Raw genomic sequence first — 19233 nt, 5'->3', positions numbered from 1 at the left:
TCCTTTAAAAAATAGAATCGCAATTGCTTGATCAATTAGGAGGAATAAATGATGACGAAACAATTTCCAAAAGGATTTTTATGGGGTGGCGCTACAGCTGCTAATCAATTTGAAGGTGGATATAACGAAGGTGGAAAAGGTCTGAATCTTGCCGATGTGCTTCCTGGTGGTAAAGGAAGACTAAAACTACTGGCACAAACTGGCTTTGATTTTGAAATTGATCATTCAAAATACACATATCCAAATCACGAAGGAATTGACTTTTATCATCGTTACAAAGAAGATATTGCATTATTCGCGGAAATGGGATTTAAAGTATTCCGTTTGAGTATAGCCTGGAGTCGCATATTCCCTAATGGTGATGAGCTTGAGCCTAATGAAGCTGGATTGGCTTTTTATGACCGTGTCTTTGATGAACTTCACAAACACGGAATTGAACCATTAGTAACGATAGCACATTATGAAACACCATTGCACCTTATAAAAGAATATGGGGGGTGGAGAAATCGTAAATTAATTGAATTCTTTGACCGCTATGTAAGAGCTATCTTTACACGATATAAAGATAAGGTTAAATACTGGCTTACGTTTAATGAAATAAACGGCGCAACACATATGCCATTATTAGGTCTTGGATTTTCTCCTGAGAAGGAAGAAACACGTCTTCAAGATAGTTTTCAAGGATTACATCATCAATTTGTTGCTAGTGCAAAAGCAGTTAAATTAGGACACGAAATTATCCCAGAATCCCAAATTGGTTGTATGTTGATTTATGCACCTGTGTACTCGTATGATTCTAATCCGGAAAATGTAATGCACGCTAAACGAGAAGGAGATATTTTCAATTTCCTTTGCGGTGACGTTCAGGTGCGCGGAGAGTATCCATACTTTGCGGATAGATACTTTGATGAGAATAATGTAACACTAGATATAGAAGAAGGGGACCTTGAAATAATCAAAGAAGGTACTGTTGATTTCATTTCATTTAGCTACTACATGTCACGAACGGATAAAAAGATAAAAACACCAGAAGAAATTGGTGAAGGAAACCTAATCGGTGGAGTTAAAAATCCATTCTTAAAGGCAAGCGATTGGGGATGGGAAATCGATCCTGTGGGTTTAAGGGTTTCCTTAAATGAACTTTATGGACGTTATCAAAAGCCTTTAATGGTTGTTGAAAATGGACTAGGAGCTTATGACAAAGTAGAAGAAGATGGATCGATTAATGATGATTACCGCATTGAATACCTTCGTGAGCATATTGAACAAATGGGCGAAGCTGTTGAGGATGGTGTGGACTTACTTGGTTACACGAGCTGGGGCTGTATCGATTTAGTTAGTGCATCCTCTGGTGAATATTCGAAACGCTACGGCTTCATTTATGTTGATAAGCATGATGACGGAAGCGGTACATTAGAACGTAAACGTAAAAAATCGTTCTTCTGGTATAAGGATGTTATTTCTTCAAACGGAAAAAACTTATAAAGTAAAACAATATCAGTGAGGGGTTCCTCGCTGATATTGTTCATTAACAGAGAGGAGAATCGATATGACGAAAAAAATAAATGCTTTCCCTGAAGGCTTTTTGTGGGGCGGAGCCATTGCTGCAAACCAATCAGAAGGTGCTTATTTAACAGATGGAAAAGGCTTAACTACAGTTGACCTTCTACCAACAGGTGAAAATAGATTTCCGATTATGCTAGGAAGTCTTCCATCTTTTTCACCAATGGAAGGAGAATATTATCCTTCCCATGAAGCGATTGATTTTTATCATCGTTTCAAAGAGGATATTGCATTATTTGCAGAGATGGGTTTTAAAACATTGCGTGTTTCTATTTCGTGGGCTAGAATTTTCCCAAATGGAGATGACAACAAGCCAAATGAAGCTGGATTACAATTCTACGATGATTTATTTAATGAATTAAAGAAAAATGATATAGAGCCACTTGTTACATTAGCGCACTTTGATGTTCCGGTTCATTTAGTAAAAGAGTATGGAAGCTGGAAAAACAGAGAGCTCATTGGTTTTTTTGAGAAGTATGCAAAAACAGTATTTTCACGCTATAAGAATAAAGTGAAATACTGGTTAACCTTTAATGAAATCAATATGCTATTACATTTGCCTTACATTGGAGCAGGTCTTGTATTTAGTGAAGGTGAAGATAAGCAGCAAGTGAAATATCAAGCAGCTCACCATCAACTAGTTGCAAGTGCGTTAGCGGTGAAAGCGGCACATGAGATTATACCGGACGTTAAAGTTGGGTGCATGCTTGCAGCGGGTATGACTTATCCGTATTCAAGTAATCCGGATGATGTAATGGACGCAATGGATAAAGATCGTGAATCCTTTTTCTTTATTGATGTTCAGTCGCGTGGCGAATATCCTAGCTATGCGAAACGCTTTTTTAAGGATAATAATATTGTGGTTAAAACAGAAGAAGAGGATGAAAAGCTTCTTAAAGATTACACAGTTGATTATATTGGATTTAGTTATTATTCTAGTAGAGTAACAAGCACTGATCCTAAAGTGCAAGAGGATACAACAAGTGGAAATATATTTGGATCAATAACTAATCCATATTTAAAAACGTCTGAGTGGGGCTGGACAATTGATCCAAAAGGTTTTCGTATCACTGCTAATCAGTTGTATGATCGATATCAAAAACCATTATTTGTTGTTGAGAATGGTCTAGGTGCAGTGGATGAACCTGATGCGCAAGGGGAAATAAATGATGATTACCGTATCGTTTATCTACGTCAACATCTAAAAGAGATGCAAGAAGCGATCAATGATGGTGTAGATATTATTGGATACACAAGTTGGGGTCCTATTGATATTGTTAGTGCTTCAACTGGTGAAATGAAAAAACGTTACGGTTATATTTATGTAGATAGAGATAATAAAGGAAATGGCACATTACAACGAAGTAAAAAGCAAAGCTTTTATTGGTATAAGAAAGTAATTGAATCTAATGGGGAAAATCTTGACTAGGCTTGTAATAGATTCGTTAAGTTTTCTTAAGTGAAAAAATGAGAGATGTAAAATGGAGATGTTGATTCGAAAAAGAATTGGCATCTCCATTTTTTTATGAAACACGAATGCGGAAAGAATTAATGATATTTCATCACATTATATTAACTACATGAAATGTGGACAGCGTGCGCAAATTAGGATAGATTGGAAGCAATGATGTCTGTAAATTTTAATGGCAGAATGAATAAAAATAATAGGAGTTTTTATAATGGATAATAACGATATACTAATTCGTTTAAGATACGGCTTGGAAATAAAAAATAAGGAAATGGTAGATATATTTAAATTGGGTGGGATCAATGTTTCTGTGCCAGAAGTGATAATGATTCTAACTAAATCTGATGAAGATGACGAGGAAAATGACGATCAAATAAAATGTGATAACATCATGTTAGATTCATTTTTAAGTGGATTCATTACTTATAAAAGAGGAAAGCAAGAAAACAAACCAACGCAATCAGATAAGCCGGAAGCTTCGATTAAGAGAAAGGTAAACATGAATAATGTGCTATTAAAGAAAGTTAAAATAGCGCTCACTTTAACCACTGAGGATATGCTTGAAATATTTGAGGAAGCGGGAATCAGAGTCACAAAAGGCGAGTTGGGTGCTTTGTTAAGAAAAGAAGGACATAAAAATTATAGAGAATGCGGCGACAAGTTCGCGAGGAATTTCTTAAAAGGACTAGCTATTAGATATAGAGGATAATATTACGGCAAGGTCTTGCTTTGGGATGATAGAAGGCTGGGAAGATATATATTAAATTCTTTTGAGAAGACCTGCAACATATTACCAATGTGAAAATGGTGTATATTGAAAGTTTTTTGAATTTTAAGCTTGTTAATGCAAATTTCCTTTTAAGTGAAAGATAAGTTTTTAGGGTTCTTGAAAACCGTAAACAGCTACAAAGGTTAGTATTAGACTATTTAAAAGCATAATGATGCTAAAAGTAAATAATAGTACACTATACTTATTTCTCTCCGCAGGAAAAGCAAATAAAAGACCTAGCAAATTATACAGATTTAAAAAGACAATAAACGATGTACCTTTAGTTCCAAATGTTAAGATTTCAAAAAGACTTCCACCCTGCAATAAAAAAATAATTGTACTTAATCCCAGTAGCGTAAATGTTAATGATAAAACCGAAAAGAGTTTCCTCATTTATCTCATCCTATTTTGAATAATTTTTATTTAAACAAAGGTGATTTTCACGAGATAGTAAGATGCTTTTTTAAAATTATTGTTGTCTGTTTTACTAGATTTCTTCTAACACCAATGTTAAAAGTGGGAACAAGTCCTTTTCAGGCTTACCTCTCGTCGGATTAATCACCACCTAGTTATTCAACCTAACATTTTAGATATACCGTTTAAAAGGATGGCAAAAACTGAACTTAGGAAAGTAAAACCAGCAAGTTGCACTGCAAATGCTATGTTATTCTTAAATTCTAATACGGTATATATGGCGCCTAAAGTACATAGGACAAACCATATTGGAATAAAAATTAAGTCGGAAACACTAATAGGCAACAAAACATAAAAACCTGATACATATAGTATCCAATGGATAATAAGTAGACCATATATAATATAAGTTCCCTTATAAGGAGATGCGCCTTTGCCGTGTTTTCTTACTAAAAGAAAGGGCAATACGATAATAGTAATTATGGTTATCGCAAAAATTACCATTAGAATTGAAGTTAATCCCAAATCCATCCCTCTCTCATGATTTTTACTCAAAGTACGTACTACACTAATGATTTTTATTATACTATTAATAGGTAAATAATTCCAATTAAATTGAATAATAGTTATCGCATGTTATCAGGGAATAGAATTATTCACAACTACAGCAAGAAAAAGGGTCGTCATGTAGTTTCCAACTATTTCTTGCTATTTATTATTTTATCTGATATGCTTATGAAGAATTATTTTTGTTCGGTTTAAGTCTGAGAGTAAAGAATAAGTATCGCACTTTTTACCTTTTATCTACATTGAGCAATTATAGTATTAACTTGTGGAAAAATATCCACGCAGGAGGAAACAAATATGCAACAAGGTACAGTAAAATGGTTTAACGCAGATAAAGGTTTTGGTTTTATCGAAGTAGAAGGTGGCGAAGATTTATTCGTACATTTCTCAGCTATTCAAGGTGACGGTTTTAAAACTTTAGACGAAGGTCAAGCAGTTACATTTGAAACTGAAGATGGTCAACGTGGACCTCAAGCTACTAACGTTAATAAAGCATAATTATTGAAAGGGCTCAAATTATGAGCCCTTTTTTATTTTACATTAAGCGAGTATAAATTTTTCACTCAGAAGCGTAATCAACGTAGTGAAAATTTAACCTACTAAGTATAAGAAAAACGAAAACATTCGCTAAAGGACGAGCGAATGCAAGTTTTCTAATTTAGCAGTTATATTATACTGTTTCCTCCCTTTCCTAAGTAATAGACTTTAAAACAAACTTCAATGTAGAAGGTAAAGAACCCTTAAAAGAGATGAAATAGTTTTTTAACACGAGATTTTTAGCCTAGTTTAACTGCAAGGTTTAGTTTAGGTACCTTTATTTTGGTATAATTGCATATGATTAACTGACAAAGCAAATGTTAAAAGTAAACTAAATATAAATGAGGTATACAAATGAATGAAATGAATTTTAAAAGTTATCAATTAAGTACAGAATTACAAAAAGCATTAGATGTATTGAAGTATAATGAGCCTACTGACGTTCAAAGGGAAGTAATTCCAAGAGTGTTGGAAAGCCAAGATTTAATCGTTAAATCACAAACTGGAAGTGGGAAAACTGCCGCTTTTGGTATTCCTATCTGTGAAAAAATTGTATGGGAAGAAAACGAACCGCAAGCAATAGTGCTAACACCAACAAGAGAGCTTGCTGCTCAGGTTCGTGAGGATATAACGAATATTGGAAGATTTAAACGAATTAAAGCTTTAGCTGTTTATGGAAAAGAACCATTTGCTACTCAAAAGGATGAATTAAAGCAAAAAACACATGTGGTTGTAGGGACACCAGGTCGAATGATGGACCATATTGATAGAGGAACAATCGATTTAGATCAAGTAAAGTATCTTGTGATAGATGAAGCGGATGAAATGCTGAAAATGGGATTTTTAGATGAGGTAGAAGAAATTATCGAACAGTTACCGCTAAACAGAGTTACGATGGTTTACTCCGCTACGATTCCTCCTCAAATAGAGAAACTTTGCCATAAATATATGCAAGATCCTATCAATATAGAAATAACAACAGAAGTTACAACGGAAAATACGGAGCACACGTTATTCGAAATCGAAAAAGAGAAGAAAATGTCCCTACTAAAAGATGTAACTATTATTGAAAATCCTGATAGTTGTATTATTTTTTGTAATACCCAAGGCCAGGTAAATGAAGTATTAACGGAATTAGAGCAAGCTCAATATGCTTGTGCGCAGATTCATGGTGGTTTAGAACAAGATGATCGATTTGCTGTTATGAATGGCTTTAAAATGGGTGAATTTCGTTATCTCATAGCAACAGATGTTGCTGCTAGAGGAATAGATGTGGACAATGTGTCCTTAGTTATTAACTATGATGTACCAATGGAAAAAGAAAGCTATGTACACAGAACAGGTAGAACAGGTCGTGCAGGAAAAAAAGGGAAGGCAATCACCTTTGCAGCAGACTATGAAGGAAAGTACGTGAGATCCATTGAAAGATACATTGGATTTGAGCTTAAGCGTAGCGAACTCCCTACAGCAGAAGAAGTATCAGAAAGAAGAGAAGCTTTCGATGTGAAAAGTACCGAACAACGTATTGTGAAAAATAATAAAACAGCAAGAATCAATCAAGATATAATGAAGCTGCACTTTAGTGGTGGAAAAAAGAAAAAAATTCGCGCTGTTGATCTTGTAGGTACCATATCGAATATTCCCAATGTAACTGCAGAGGATATTGGAATTATTAATATTAAAGATAATTGGTCCTATGTAGATATTCTTAATGGAAAAGGCTCTCTCGTTTTAGAGGCGATGGAACATACCAAAGTTAAAGGGAAAAAATTAAAAGTAAGCAAGGCGATGAAATAGAGATATTTTAACGTCATGATTGAATAATCTGCATTAGAAAAGGAGTAGGAGCCTCATTCCTACTCTTTTGTCTATATGCACTTTAATTTGTAAATTCTTTTATTTCTCTCCAAAGATATAGCTATCCATAAACTTGTTTCTAAACTTGCCGTTTGGATCATACTTCTTCAGTAATTGCTTAAAATCTGGAAGTTTCTCGTAAAGAGATTGAACTTTTTCAGGCGCAAGCGTAAATAATTTTCCCCAATGTGGACGAGCCTGAAATGGGGCAAGAACTTCTTCTATTTTTGGTAAGACCTGCTGTACTTCCTCCCAGTTATCCTTCCATGTAAAATGTAGGCCTACTGACTCTTGCTTGTAGCATGAACTCATCCATAAATCATCGCTAGCGATCGTGCGGATTTCGGAAATATGGAGTAAAGGATATAATTGATCACGAATGTCATTGACGGCAGATAAGGCTTCAAATGCATGCTGACGCGGCAATATGTATTCGCTTTGCAATTCTTCTCCGTTACTTGGTGTGAAATCCATTTTAAAATGTGGTAAGCGATCTAACCATGGTCCCACTACACCTAATTGTTCTGTACAATGATCCGCTTCAATTCCTGGAATAGGGTGCCTATTTTCTTTAGAAAGTGATGCGCCATAAAAATCATCATCTGCTTTAATGGAATCAGTATTTTCTTTCACCAAATGTTTTAACCATACATAATTAAACATTCCATCTTTCCAATCTGTAAATAAACTAACACTATAGGCACTTGCTGAGATAGACTCAAAATTATCTTTAAGAGTTTCAAGAGATAAATTTTCATATACTTCCTGCTTAATGTTAAATGTAGGGACCACATCCAATGTAAGCATCGTAACCACTCCTAAGCCTCCAAGGCCAACTATTGCCCCGTTCATTTCCTCTTCATCTTTTTCGCGTGACAAATTAATAATTTCTCCTGTTGCAGTAATAATATCCATGGAGCGGACTGAAGTGGAAAGACAATTATTATCATTACCTGATCCATGAGTGGCGGTAGCACAAGCACCTGCGACTGAAATATGGGGCAGGGATGCCATGTTTTCTAAAGCAAAACCATTGCTCTGTAGATATTTACCTAGGTCGCTATAGATAATGCCAGCTTCCACGGTTACAGTCAAATTCTCTTGGTCTAGTTCTATTACATTATTTAGCTTTTTAAGACAAATAATCGTTTCCTCTGTGTCTGCAATATCATTAAAGGAGTGCCTGGAACCCACCACTCTTACCTTGTTGCTCTTTTTTACAATATCAATAATTTCCTCTTGTGTTTCAGGTTCGTACCACCTGCTTGCTTGATATGTTAAGTTTCCTGCCCAGTTCGTTTGTTTTTTCATTTGTTATACTCCTCTTGTTTTATATTATAATCTTAGAACTAAACATTAATGAATACGCATTCAATAATGATATAAAAGAAAAACTGATATAAAAACACCTGCCATCCTTTTTCAGGATAGCAGATGTGTCTCTCTTATTCTTCCATTTCATATTTCCCACGATCTTCACCATAATATTTATTGTATCGTTTTTTGAATTTATAATAAAGATAGGCTCCAATAACCTTTACAATAGCATAACCAGGAATACCCAAAATGACCCCAATCACACCGAATAAGTTACCTGCAATGAGTAAAACTAAGATAATTGTCAAAGGGTGAATCTGCATTGTTTTTCCCATGATATTCGGTGATACAAAATTTCCTTCTAAAAATTGCACGGCTATCCACACAATAACTAGCTTTAATAACATAAATGGTGAGTCAACAATCGCAATGATTGCTGCTGGAATAATGGCAATGGTCGGCCCTAAATAAGGAACAACACTCGTAACCGCTGCAACTATCGCTAGAGTGAATGCATAATCCAGTCCAATAATTAGATATCCAATAAAGAGTAGTATACCAATGACAGAGGCAACGATGATTTGCCCTTGAATATACGAACCAACTTGGGTATCGATATTGTTTAAGATTTGCTTCGTATCTTCTCGAAATTTTGGTGGAAATACTTTAATCGTAAAACGTTGAAATTTCTTACCGTCTTTTAATAAGAAAAATAGGATGAATGGAAAAGTAATGATTGATACAACGGTGCTTGTAATTGTACTAGCAATATTTTGTACACCTTGAAAACCATTCGTGATATAGGTTCCAATTATCTCTGGCAGTTCTCCTAACCGTTCCATTAACCAATTATATCCTTCATCATAATAAGGTCCCAAGAATGAATTTTGCACCCATTCTGTAAAACTATTACCTATTTGTCCAAGATATTGTGGAAAAGATTGAACTAAATCCTTTACCTGAGCCTCGATCGAGGGGGCAGTTAATAGAATAAGACCAGTCAACGCACCACTAATACCTAGAATAAGTAGGATAATCCCCCATATTCTCTTAATACGAAATCGTTCTAGAATATCAACGATAGGATTTAATAAATAATAAGCAACAAAAGCTAAAATAACGGGAGGTGCTATTGTTGATAGTATGACTTGAAAAGGGTGAAAGATAAAGGATATCTTTGTATATATAAATACCGTAATTCCGATTAATATAAAAAATGCTAATATGTAAAAGATGTTTTTTCCACCAATAAACTTTAAAAATCTATTTGATTCGTCCATTAAATTCAGCTCCTTTTTATGTAATGTATCATATTTAGATAATTTTTCCTAAGCATAACTGGTGAGCGTGGGTAATATGCTAGAATGATATGGATAATTTAAATTTGCTCCAAGTTTAGTTATAACCTCTGATAAATTAAGTTAAACTAATTTAGTTTCATTAAAAGTTTGATAGTTTAAATAGTTATTTGATAGATTCAAAATCTATCTGAATAACATGCTCATTCTGACTCCAAAATCGAAGTGTTTTATTTGATGCTCTATCAACATACATAGTGTAATTCCCTATACCCATTTCTTTTCCTTGAATATAATTCTCTCCATATTTTTGTTTAATATTCTCTATATTTGAGCCGATAGTTATGTCTTTCATAGTCGATAATATTTCAGACCTTGATTGCATATAGATAATTTTCCCTTCTTTGTTAGCACCAAAAGTAAAGGTAGGAGAACTGACAGAATAATAATAAGGTGTCCCTTTATTTTCTGTAAATTCTTCTTGAATAGAAGAAACCACATTTTCTAAGCTAGAATCACTAAGGTTAATATCTCCAATCTGCTCATTCCCTAGGTTAGCATTTGCTACGAAATGATAATTAGAAGTATAAATAAACCAACCAATAAAGCAAAATATTATAATAGACAGAACTGCTATTATAATATGTATTTTTCTTCTCCTCATTTTTACCACTCCTTCATGTAGGGTGTAGAGACGATTTATTTTATGATATTAAATACTTTTGTGAGAAATAAGTTTCTTACTTATAAACAAATTATTAATAAATTACGTGCAAATCTAACGGAACTAGTACAAAAGTGATTGTTATTAAATACTCTCCGCTACATAATTAGGACTTTGACACTAATTAAGAAGCAGGATATAATTAATCAAATATAAAAGTCGAGGCATATATTTTTTTCGGAATACAATAAAAAAATGATGGGAGCAAAATAAATGGATTACTTGGTGCAATTTCAAATTAATGTATTTGCGATGATGATTTTAATTGTACTTTATATTATTATTAAGAAAAAATCCAAAGTAAAGAGTTTTGGCAAAAGACTGCTAAAAATAGTAATGATAGCTACAGCAATAGCAATTATAGTCGAGCCTTTAACCTGGATCTTCGATGGTATGCAGTTCTTTGGCTCATTTTTTCTTGAGTATTCCACAAATTTTGTTTTATTTTTGATTGGACCAGTGTTAGGTGGGCTTATGCTATCCTATGTCGATTATCATATTTTCAAAGATCCGAAAAGAATCTATAAAAAAGGATTCTATCAATATTTAAGTATCTTTACATTTTTCCTCTTAATTTTCAATTTATTCTATCCCATTTATTTTGAAGTACATCCTGTAAGAAATAGCTTTAGTAGTGGTGATTTTAAAGAGCTTCACTATCTAGTCCTCGCAAGTCTATATATCTACATGATTTTCTTTGTGATAAAGAATAAAAATAGACTACAATTATATGTATTAACTATATTTCTCGTTTTCTTTATGCTGCCTATTATTGGAATGATTATTCAGTTATTTAATTCAAAGCTGCACTTTTCATGGACATCGATCGTATTAGGTATTTTGGTTACCTATATCTTTTTAGAATCTACATCAACAGAAGAAGACTTTCTCACAAAATTATATAACAGACAAAGTTATGATTTATACCTTCAACATTTGCTGGAATCTGAGACACCGTTTGGTATTATCCTAATTGATTTGAATGATTTTAAAATTATTAATGATACATATGGTCATCATCAAGGCGATCAAATGTTAATTGCCTTTGCTAAAACACTAAAAAAAGTTTTTCCAAAAAAAGCACTAGTCTCAAGGCTGGGCGGGGATGAATTTATTGTAGTAATAGAAAGTAAGGAAACTAATGTGGACCATTATATTGAGGAAATTAATCATATCTTAGAAAAAAATGAAGATGAGTTGATTAGAAAAATGACTTTTAGTTATGGATATCAGCCTTATACTCAACGGATGACGGTTGATGAGCTTTATACTACAGTGGATAAAAAAATGTATCAATATAAAAAATCAGCTAGGACAGTTTGATTCTTGGATCCATTAGATGAATAAAATAACACTTGTAGTTCGATATATCATTCTATTTTTACCATAATTGAATAGTGGAGGAATATGCGATGACAATACTTGAAAGTGTAGAAAATTATATGAATGAAATTGAGAACAATACAGATAAGAAAACACTTCAGAAACTTGATCCTAATCTTACTAAAAGAGTGGCAAAGAGATTAGATGAATACTCAGAAACATGTGAAACTTGTGCTGAATCATTGATCAGCTTGGAAAAAGAAATTGCTACTTTAAAGTCAAGAGAACTGACAAAAGAAGTGATTCAAGAACACCAAAAAGTAAGAGCAGTGACAATTGCTCATTTAGGTAAAGAGCATAAACTTATACAAGATGGACATTATATGGCTATCTATATGTCCTTAGGTATGAGTCTGGGTGTTGTATTTGGACTTACAATTTTCGATAATATTGCACTTGGAATTCCAATAGGAATGGCGATTGGAATAGGGCTTGGCACATCCATGGATGCTGATGCTAAGAAAAAGGGGAAGACCCTATAAAGGATGTAACATTATAATCGAAACTAAGCCTTTTTTAAAAAAGAGGGAAGGTTCTTTTTGGTATGAATTTTTTCTGGATTTAGAAGCAGGGCATAAAAGTCCGGTTCAAACTTACACGTACGGACGAATTTAGATTGACGCTCTTGTCTGCAAAGTGATATGATAAGAGAAGGCGGACTGTTTTTAAATTACATAAACAAAAATCCTTGATAGGTAAGTGGATAGCTTTTTTTTTTAATGGAAAATGGTATGAATTAGTTGTACCGACAAGTTATCCTATTTGACTTACATCGCACGTGAATACCTATCAATGATGGGGAAAGCGCTTTAAAAACGGAAACGGGTCGGCTTATAAATTATAAGAGGAAGATAAATCCAACGTATCTAGCCATTTTGGTATCAATTTACAATGATCAAAATATACATCAACAAATTAGTTATTGGAGGAAATTAATATGAGTCTTAATGCAAAGCAAGCTATTGAAAATGGAAAGACAGTACTTGGTATTGAGTTTGGTTCTACTCGAATTAAAGCAGTGCTTGTTGGGGAAAATAATGAACCAATCGCATCTGGTAGTCACGATTGGGAAAACAGTTATGTAGACAATATCTGGACCTATAGTGTAGAAGATATCTGGAAGGGTCTACAAGAGAGCTATCAAGAAATGGCCAATGACGTGAAGCAGCAATATGGTGTGAAGCTCCAAACAGTTGGTGCCATCGGTTTTAGTGCGATGATGCATGGGTATATGGCTTTCAACAAAGCGGATGAGCTTTTGGTTCCTTTTCGTACATGGAGAAATAATATCACAGAACAAGCTTCCACAGAATTAACAGAGCTTTTTAATTATAACATTCCGCAGAGATGGAGTATTGCTCACTTGTATCAAGCAATATTGAATAAAGAAGAGCATGTAGCAGATATTAACTTTCAAACAACATTAGCGGGATATATTCACTGGAAACTTACCGGTAAAAAGATTTTGGGAGTTGGCGAAGCGTCTGGTGTATTCCCAATTGATTTAGAAACCAAAAGCTACAATAAAAAGATGATTGCTCAGTTTAATGAGCTAATTGCTTCAAAGAATGTGTCATTGAAGCTAGAAGATATCTTTCCTGAGGTTTTAGTTGCTGGGGAAAATGCAGGAACACTTACAGAAGAAGGAGCAAAACTTCTTGACGTTAGTGGTGAATTAGAAGCAGGAATTCCACTTTGTCCACCTGAAGGTGATGCAGGAACTGGTATGGTTGCCACAAATAGTGTAGCAAAAAGAACAGGTAACGTTTCAGCTGGTACATCAGCTTTTGCGATGATCGTTCTGGAAAAAGATTTGTCGAAGGTTTATCCGGAGATTGATCTTGTGACAACGCCTACTGGTAACTTGGTAGCGATGGCTCACTCCAATAACTGTACGTCAGACTTAAATGCATGGATCGGAATGTTAGAAGAGTTTTCGCAATCAATGGGCATCGAAGTCGATAAAAATAAGTTGTATGAAACGTTATTTACACAAGCACTTAAAGGTGATCCAGATGCTGGTGGTTTATTATCATATGGCTATCTTTCTGGGGAACACATGACTCATTTTGAAGAAGGTCGCCCGTTATTCGTTCGTTCATCTAACAGTAATTTCAATTTGGCTAACTTTATGCGAGTGCATTTATTTACAGCATTTGGCGCAATGAAGATTGGTATGGATATTCTTATTAAGGAAGAACAAGTGAAATTAGATGAAATTTTAGGTCATGGTGGAATTTTCAAGACAGAAGGTGTAGGACAAAGTATTTTAGCTGGTGCTCTTAATGTGCCTGTTTCTGTAATGGAAACTGCGGGTGAAGGTGGAGCGTGGGGTATTGCACTACTTGCCTCTTACATGATCAACAAACAAGACAATGAAACCCTAGATGAGTATTTAACTCAAAGAGTATTTGCAGATCAAGCGGTTAAAACAGTTTCACCTGAAGCAAAAGACGTGGAAGGCTTTGAACAGTTTATGACTCGTTACAAGCAAGGTCTTGCAATTGAAAGAGCTGCTGTAGATCATTTATAAAAATATTTTAAAAGGCGATAGAGGATAACTTTTCTTCTATCGTCTTTTTTTTGTGCGGAAATCCTGGGTTTTAAGCGAGGAGCTAGAGTTATAAAAGAGTCTCAAAAAAGTTGTTTAGTATGGAGTAAATGAATTTTTAAGCTTTTTTCTGTAGTTTTCTAATCGTTTAATCTTTTTGAAGGTAATAATTGATAATAGCGTTGAAATAATTAACATTAATTCATGCTCTTCACCTCTATTATCAATTACATTGTGTTGATATAATTTTTTCATAATATTTAACCTCCAATAATTCGTTATGTTTTAATAAAATAAACTTCTGAAAATCTAATTAACCATATTGTATCACGATATCCAAAATAAAGGATTTCCTTATAAGTTATTAAGTAGTTATTCGATGCTATGCTAACAAACTAAATTTACAGGTGCATTAAGTATATCAATTGATTTCACGACTTACATCTCATGATATTTTTTACATTGATGGAAGATTCCAAAACAATAAATGTTATAAATCCCAATATTTTGTGTGGATAATAAATATAGTCACTACAGAAAATATAGCTAATGGGAGGTTATACATTTGAGAAAAAAGAAAAAATATAAAGATGTATCAAATGCAAAGACACAAAATAATTTCCTTGCCTCTGAAGAGTTTCCAGAAGGTTCATATGGCCATCCAGTAGGAGAGAATGCCTCAGTTGAAAACAAAGAAACACCTTGGGAAGAAGGGCAACAATACTACAGTAGCTTTGTTTATGAAAATAGAGGTTTACACAAAGATATTCCAAGGCAAATGGAGGGTGCACATCCTCCACATGATGAAGAGGCAGAAAAAGAATAGATGACTGATCAGTAGGATTAAATTATCATACAGTATCTATATTTAAAAAAAGGAAGGTTCAACGATGGTGTTGGACCTTCCTATTATGCTAATTTGTTTAATTAATGAGTTTTATGAAGTGGAGGGAGTACTAACCAACCTTTTTCTTTGTTTAACTTTAACGCTTTTGCACCTGCTTGTGCTTTATCCATATGAAATTTCCCAAATAACATCGCAATATCTTCTCTTGTTGATTGACCGATTGCAGCACTACAAGCTACAAGTCCTTCTGCAATTTTTACAGAAATAGCTGCGCTTATTTCTGGGTCGTTAAACTTTGCACCCACAGGAATTTGCTCTAAATTAGCAGTTGATCTTTCAGGGGGGGATGGAGGAAGTACTACTTCATTCATTTTTAAAATTTCTTCTACTTCCTCAGTCTCCTTTTTAATTCCTTGAACAAGTTCTTCTATTAAGTTTTTTAGATCTTTATCTCCAGCATGATTATACATCGTTTGATAAGCTATGTCAGTTCCTTTTGCTGCTGATAAATAACTCCAAAGGCTGTATACTTCCCCATAATGCAGGGGTTCTTTTTTCTGATTACCGCTTAAAATACCCAAAATTTTATCACCCTTTCATAATTTTTCATCCAAAATTATTATTCGATAAATCAGATAAATTATGCATGCTATCGTGTACTTTTGAAAAGAGTAGGAGAAATAAGAAAAATGAAAAGTTTCACTTATTTCCCCCTATTTCCTGTAAATGGATGTTGGAAATTTGAGTTTTTATAAGTGAATTTCCATTGTATTGGACATTCTAACTTGGATGAAATATATAAAGAGGTGCTGAAATGGAAAACAAGGTAAGTAAATGGTGTATTGTAAGCATGGCTTCTATTCCATTAATTATGACACTGGGAAATTCCATGCTTATACCAGTGTTGCCAATATTTGAAGATAAAGTTGGTATTACATCTTTCCAATCGAGTACCATTATCACCAGTTATTCCATAGCAGCTATCATACTTATTCCGATAGCAGGTTATTTATCAGACAGGTTTGGCAGGAAAATGGTGATATTGCCTAGTCTGTTTTTTGCTTTGATTGGTGGGATTGTTACCGGTTATGCTTCTTGGAAATTGGATGATCCATTTTTTTGGATTATTGTTGGACGAGTTATTCAAGGGATTGGCGCTGCTGGTGCGACCCCGATTATATTGCCGCTCGTTGGGGATATATACAAGGGAGATGACGAAAAAACAAGCTCATGCCTAGGCATTATTGAAACCTCGAATACCTTAGGAAAGGTACTAAGTCCGATATTAGGCTCATTATTAGCTGCATATCTGTGGTTTTTACCGTTTTTTTCTATTTCTTTTTTTAGTTTAATTTCAATTATTCTTGTTTTTTTCTTTATTCGTGTACCCAAGGGGAGTGAAAAAAAGCCACAGCCTTTAGGTCAGTTTATTCAAAAAACAAAAGAAATTTTCCAAAACGAAAAAAGTTGGCTATACACAACGTTTCTTCTAGGCGCTTATGTAATGCTGATTTTATTTTCTGTGTTATTTTTTATGTCCGATATGCTAGAGGAAATTCATGCTATTAAAGGTGTGAAAAAAGGCTTTGTTTTAGCAATTCCGCTATTCACACTTTGTGTTGCATCGTTTATTACAGGTAAAAAAATTAAAGGCGATGTTGGGGTGATGAAAAAAGTAATTATTACCTCCTTAATTTTAATGGTGGGGAGCGTTGTTTTCATTGGGTTTGTTAAAAGTCAACTTATCATACTTTTATTTGTTACAAGTATCTTAGGAAGTGCAATTGGATGTATTCTTCCAACACTTGATGCGATGATTACAGAAAGGATTGAGAAAGAAGAAAGAGGTACCATTAGTTCTTTTTATAGTTCATCACGGTTCATCGGAGTAGCAGCTGGTCCACCTCTAATGTCAATTTCCATGCATAACTTTCTAAACGGAAGTTTTATTATAAGTGGAATTCTAGGGCTGATTTTAATTGCCATCGTTTCAAAATTCATACGATTAAAAGCAGCATAATACTAAAAGAGAAAAGGCTGACAAATAAGTCAGCCATAAATAAAATAATTAATACATCGGATACTGTCCAGGCATCATGTGATGGCTGGATTTGTTTCCTTGATGCATCATGTAATGTTTTTCGATTTTTTGGACAATATCGAAGTATTTTTGATAAAAATACATGTGTCTTTGTGGGTCTGTATATTCGTACTTTTTTGCAAGTAATCCGTAAAGACTAGCTTCTGTTAATAAATCTTTTAGTTTTTGATCAAAATGCATTCTATCTTCCTCCTGAATAGTTATTAGACTCAGTAGATAGGTTATTCAACCATTCCTTTTTTGCCATGAGTATATAACCCAATTATTCGTAAAAAATAAGGTGGAAAAATAAAAAAATATTTATAATAAGCGCGTTAGCAGTTATTTAAATACGTATTAACTTTAGAAGGAGGCTTAATAGATGGATTTGGATTTAATATGGAAATCAGTCATTATTGTTATAGGTGGTACCTTCTTATTGCGGTTTGCTGGCAGGAAGTCAATCTCCCAAATGACTTTGGCACAAACAGTAATTATGATTGGTATTGGTTCCTTGCTCATTCAACCGATAGCTGGTGCAGGGGTTTGGAGCACATTATTAGTCGGTTTGATGCTCGTATTAACATTAATCTTCATGGAATATATCCAAGTGAAAGGAGATTTTTTTGAGAATTTGCTCACTGGTAAGTCTAAGGTATTAATTAAAGATGGTATTTTACAAGAAAAAAATTTAATGGGTTTCAGGTTAACCGTAGATCAATTAGAGATGAATTTAAGACAACAAAATGTCCAAAAAATATCTGATGTTAAGTGGGCAACGTTAGAAGCGAATGGACGTGTAGCGTTAGTTCTAAATGAAGATGTTCAACCTGTTACGAAAAAAGAATTTAAGCAGATAACTGATGTGTTGGAACAAAAATTAGATCTGCTAAATGAAGCTATCCACAAACGTGATACATCACAGCCTTTAAAAAGACCCACAACTCCTTCAGAAGATCAGGATACTCTTTTTGCAGAAATTGAAAAAAAACAACATATAACAAAACCGCCAAACCACTTAGATTAGATGAAGATGAGAAGTGTACAGAAATGTGTGCATTTTCTTTAGTTACTTTAAAATTTAAACAAGGCACCGACATGTAAATATGCGGGTGCCTCATCTCTACAAGAAAAATTAATGATGCTCTGCTGCTTCAGCTTCAGCCTTGGTTCGATGTACGGTTCCATGAGGATGTTGTGGTGGAGCATAAATGGAATATAATTTTAATGGTCTGTTACCTGTGTTAATCAGATTATGCCACTTTCCAGCTGGTATCACTATGGCAAAATCATCAGCAACATCTCGTTGGAAATCCAAATTTTGTTTTGTGTCTCCCATTTTCACAAGTCCGTTTCCTTGTTCAATTCGAATAAATTGATCTAGATGTGGATGTACTTCTAACCCAATATCCTCACCAACGTTAATACTCATTAATGTAACCTGCAAATGTTTCCCCGACCATAGTGCAGTGCGAAAAGTATTGTTTTTCGAGGTAACCTTTTCTATATTCACTACATATGGTTCCGGGCCATAGTCCTTAATCGAGTGATGGAACCAACCTCGTTCGTCATCTTCCACTACGCTTTCTTCTTGAAAAGGGATATTAGCGTGATAGGACGGATAAATAAAATCAGGGTTGTGCCTTGGTGCCTCAATAAAATATTGAGGGGGATAAGGATTTTGACTTGGCAAACTCATTGGATATGGAAATGGATACATGTAATTAGGGTTATACATATTCTTCATTCCTTTCATAGGCTTTCGAAATCATACTATGATGGAATTGGGTTAATGTGCTAAAAATTCAACATAAAAAGTGTCCTAATTCCGTTAGAATAGGAGTTAGGACACTTTTAT

At 34.1% G+C, this 19233-nt stretch carries 20 protein-coding genes; 11 read left to right on the top strand and 9 right to left on the bottom strand.

The window, feature by feature from the left end; all coding sequences use genetic code 11:
* Positions 1-48: 48 nt before the first annotated feature.
* The 3 genes from DFR57_RS15135 (at position 49) to DFR57_RS15125 (ending at position 3740) form a co-directional block, all read left to right on the top strand.
* A complete protein-coding gene (locus tag DFR57_RS15135) occupies positions 49-1485 on the top strand; it encodes a glycoside hydrolase family 1 protein (RefSeq protein WP_170133001.1) in 1437 nt (478 codons plus the stop codon).
* Positions 1486-1549: 64 nt separating this feature from the next.
* A complete protein-coding gene (locus tag DFR57_RS15130; RefSeq protein ID WP_114354055.1) occupies positions 1550-2992 on the top strand; it encodes a 6-phospho-beta-glucosidase in 1443 nt (480 codons plus the stop codon).
* 250 nt (positions 2993-3242) lie between these two features.
* Positions 3243-3740 carry a YehS family protein gene (locus tag DFR57_RS15125; RefSeq protein WP_114354054.1) on the top strand — a complete coding sequence of 166 codons (498 nt, stop codon included), beginning with the start codon at positions 3243-3245 and terminating at the stop codon, positions 3738-3740.
* A 168-nt stretch (positions 3741-3908) separates the two neighbouring features.
* Here the strand turns inward: DFR57_RS15125 and DFR57_RS15120 are convergent, their stop codons facing one another.
* Entirely contained in the window at positions 3909-4193 is a 285-nt protein-coding gene (locus tag DFR57_RS15120) for a hypothetical protein (protein ID WP_114354053.1), read from the bottom strand.
* A gap of 180 nt (positions 4194-4373) precedes the next feature.
* Positions 4374-4739, bottom strand: a complete 366-nt coding sequence (locus tag DFR57_RS15115) for a hypothetical protein (protein ID WP_114354052.1) — start codon at positions 4737-4739, stop codon at positions 4374-4376.
* 339 nt (positions 4740-5078) lie between these two features.
* Between DFR57_RS15115 and DFR57_RS15110 the strand changes: the two genes are divergently transcribed.
* On the top strand, positions 5079-5279 hold the full coding sequence (locus DFR57_RS15110) for a cold-shock protein (RefSeq protein WP_114354051.1): 201 nt from the start codon (positions 5079-5081) through the stop codon (positions 5277-5279).
* A gap of 393 nt (positions 5280-5672) precedes the next feature.
* Positions 5673-7115 carry a DEAD/DEAH box helicase gene (locus tag DFR57_RS15105; protein ID WP_114354050.1) on the top strand — a complete coding sequence of 481 codons (1443 nt, stop codon included), beginning with the start codon at positions 5673-5675 and terminating at the stop codon, positions 7113-7115.
* A gap of 99 nt (positions 7116-7214) precedes the next feature.
* Here the strand turns inward: DFR57_RS15105 and DFR57_RS15100 are convergent, their stop codons facing one another.
* From DFR57_RS15100 to DFR57_RS18505, 3 genes are all read right to left on the bottom strand, one after another.
* On the bottom strand, positions 7215-8486 hold the full coding sequence (locus DFR57_RS15100) for an FAD-binding protein (RefSeq protein ID WP_114354049.1): 1272 nt from the start codon (positions 8484-8486) through the stop codon (positions 7215-7217).
* A 134-nt stretch (positions 8487-8620) separates the two neighbouring features.
* Positions 8621-9772, bottom strand: a complete 1152-nt coding sequence (locus DFR57_RS15095; protein ID WP_114354048.1) for an AI-2E family transporter — start codon at positions 9770-9772, stop codon at positions 8621-8623.
* A 184-nt stretch (positions 9773-9956) separates the two neighbouring features.
* Positions 9957-10454, bottom strand: a complete 498-nt coding sequence (locus DFR57_RS18505; RefSeq protein WP_245937492.1) for a hypothetical protein — start codon at positions 10452-10454, stop codon at positions 9957-9959.
* A gap of 273 nt (positions 10455-10727) precedes the next feature.
* Here DFR57_RS18505 and DFR57_RS15085 point away from each other — a divergent pair, with 273 nt between their 5' ends.
* From DFR57_RS15085 to DFR57_RS15075, 3 genes are all read left to right on the top strand, one after another.
* Positions 10728-11837: a GGDEF domain-containing protein gene (locus DFR57_RS15085; RefSeq protein WP_114354047.1), complete on the top strand. Its 1110-nt coding sequence runs from the start codon at positions 10728-10730 to the stop codon at positions 11835-11837.
* A gap of 89 nt (positions 11838-11926) precedes the next feature.
* The gene (locus DFR57_RS18500) at positions 11927-12379 is read left to right on the top strand and encodes a glycine zipper domain-containing protein (RefSeq protein WP_245937491.1); all 453 of its coding nucleotides are present in this window, start codon (positions 11927-11929) and stop codon (positions 12377-12379) included.
* A gap of 455 nt (positions 12380-12834) precedes the next feature.
* Entirely contained in the window at positions 12835-14430 is a 1596-nt protein-coding gene (locus DFR57_RS15075; protein WP_114354046.1) for a xylulokinase, read from the top strand.
* A 114-nt stretch (positions 14431-14544) separates the two neighbouring features.
* Here DFR57_RS15075 and DFR57_RS18315 read toward each other — a convergent pair whose 3' ends face one another.
* On the bottom strand, positions 14545-14703 hold the full coding sequence (locus tag DFR57_RS18315) for a hypothetical protein (protein ID WP_170133000.1): 159 nt from the start codon (positions 14701-14703) through the stop codon (positions 14545-14547).
* Positions 14704-15013: 310 nt separating this feature from the next.
* On the opposite strand from DFR57_RS18315, the gene DFR57_RS15070 reads away from it, so the two are divergent.
* Positions 15014-15274 carry a hypothetical protein gene (locus tag DFR57_RS15070; RefSeq protein WP_211315376.1) on the top strand — a complete coding sequence of 87 codons (261 nt, stop codon included), beginning with the start codon at positions 15014-15016 and terminating at the stop codon, positions 15272-15274.
* Positions 15275-15375: 101 nt separating this feature from the next.
* On the opposite strand, the gene DFR57_RS15065 is transcribed toward DFR57_RS15070, so the two are convergent.
* Positions 15376-15876 (bottom strand): DUF3231 family protein, encoded by a 501-nt coding sequence (locus tag DFR57_RS15065; protein ID WP_114354044.1) that lies wholly within the window; start codon positions 15874-15876, stop codon positions 15376-15378.
* 233 nt (positions 15877-16109) lie between these two features.
* On the opposite strand from DFR57_RS15065, the gene DFR57_RS15060 reads away from it, so the two are divergent.
* A complete protein-coding gene (locus tag DFR57_RS15060) occupies positions 16110-17315 on the top strand; it encodes an MFS transporter (RefSeq protein ID WP_114354043.1) in 1206 nt (401 codons plus the stop codon).
* 48 nt (positions 17316-17363) lie between these two features.
* Here DFR57_RS15060 and DFR57_RS15055 read toward each other — a convergent pair whose 3' ends face one another.
* Positions 17364-17576 carry a hypothetical protein gene (locus tag DFR57_RS15055; protein ID WP_114354042.1) on the bottom strand — a complete coding sequence of 71 codons (213 nt, stop codon included), beginning with the start codon at positions 17574-17576 and terminating at the stop codon, positions 17364-17366.
* A 181-nt stretch (positions 17577-17757) separates the two neighbouring features.
* On the opposite strand from DFR57_RS15055, the gene DFR57_RS15050 reads away from it, so the two are divergent.
* On the top strand, positions 17758-18402 hold the full coding sequence (locus DFR57_RS15050; protein ID WP_114354041.1) for a DUF421 domain-containing protein: 645 nt from the start codon (positions 17758-17760) through the stop codon (positions 18400-18402).
* A gap of 108 nt (positions 18403-18510) precedes the next feature.
* On the opposite strand, the gene DFR57_RS15045 is transcribed toward DFR57_RS15050, so the two are convergent.
* The gene (locus DFR57_RS15045; RefSeq protein ID WP_114354040.1) at positions 18511-19113 is read right to left on the bottom strand and encodes a cupin domain-containing protein; all 603 of its coding nucleotides are present in this window, start codon (positions 19111-19113) and stop codon (positions 18511-18513) included.
* Positions 19114-19233 lie beyond the last annotated feature (120 nt).

Source organism: Saliterribacillus persicus (assembly GCF_003337485.1).
GTDB lineage: Bacteria > Bacillota > Bacilli > Bacillales > Amphibacillaceae > Saliterribacillus > Saliterribacillus persicus.
Note: the sequence above shows the minus strand (reverse complement) of the source record. Positions and strands in the feature narration are given on the sequence as shown.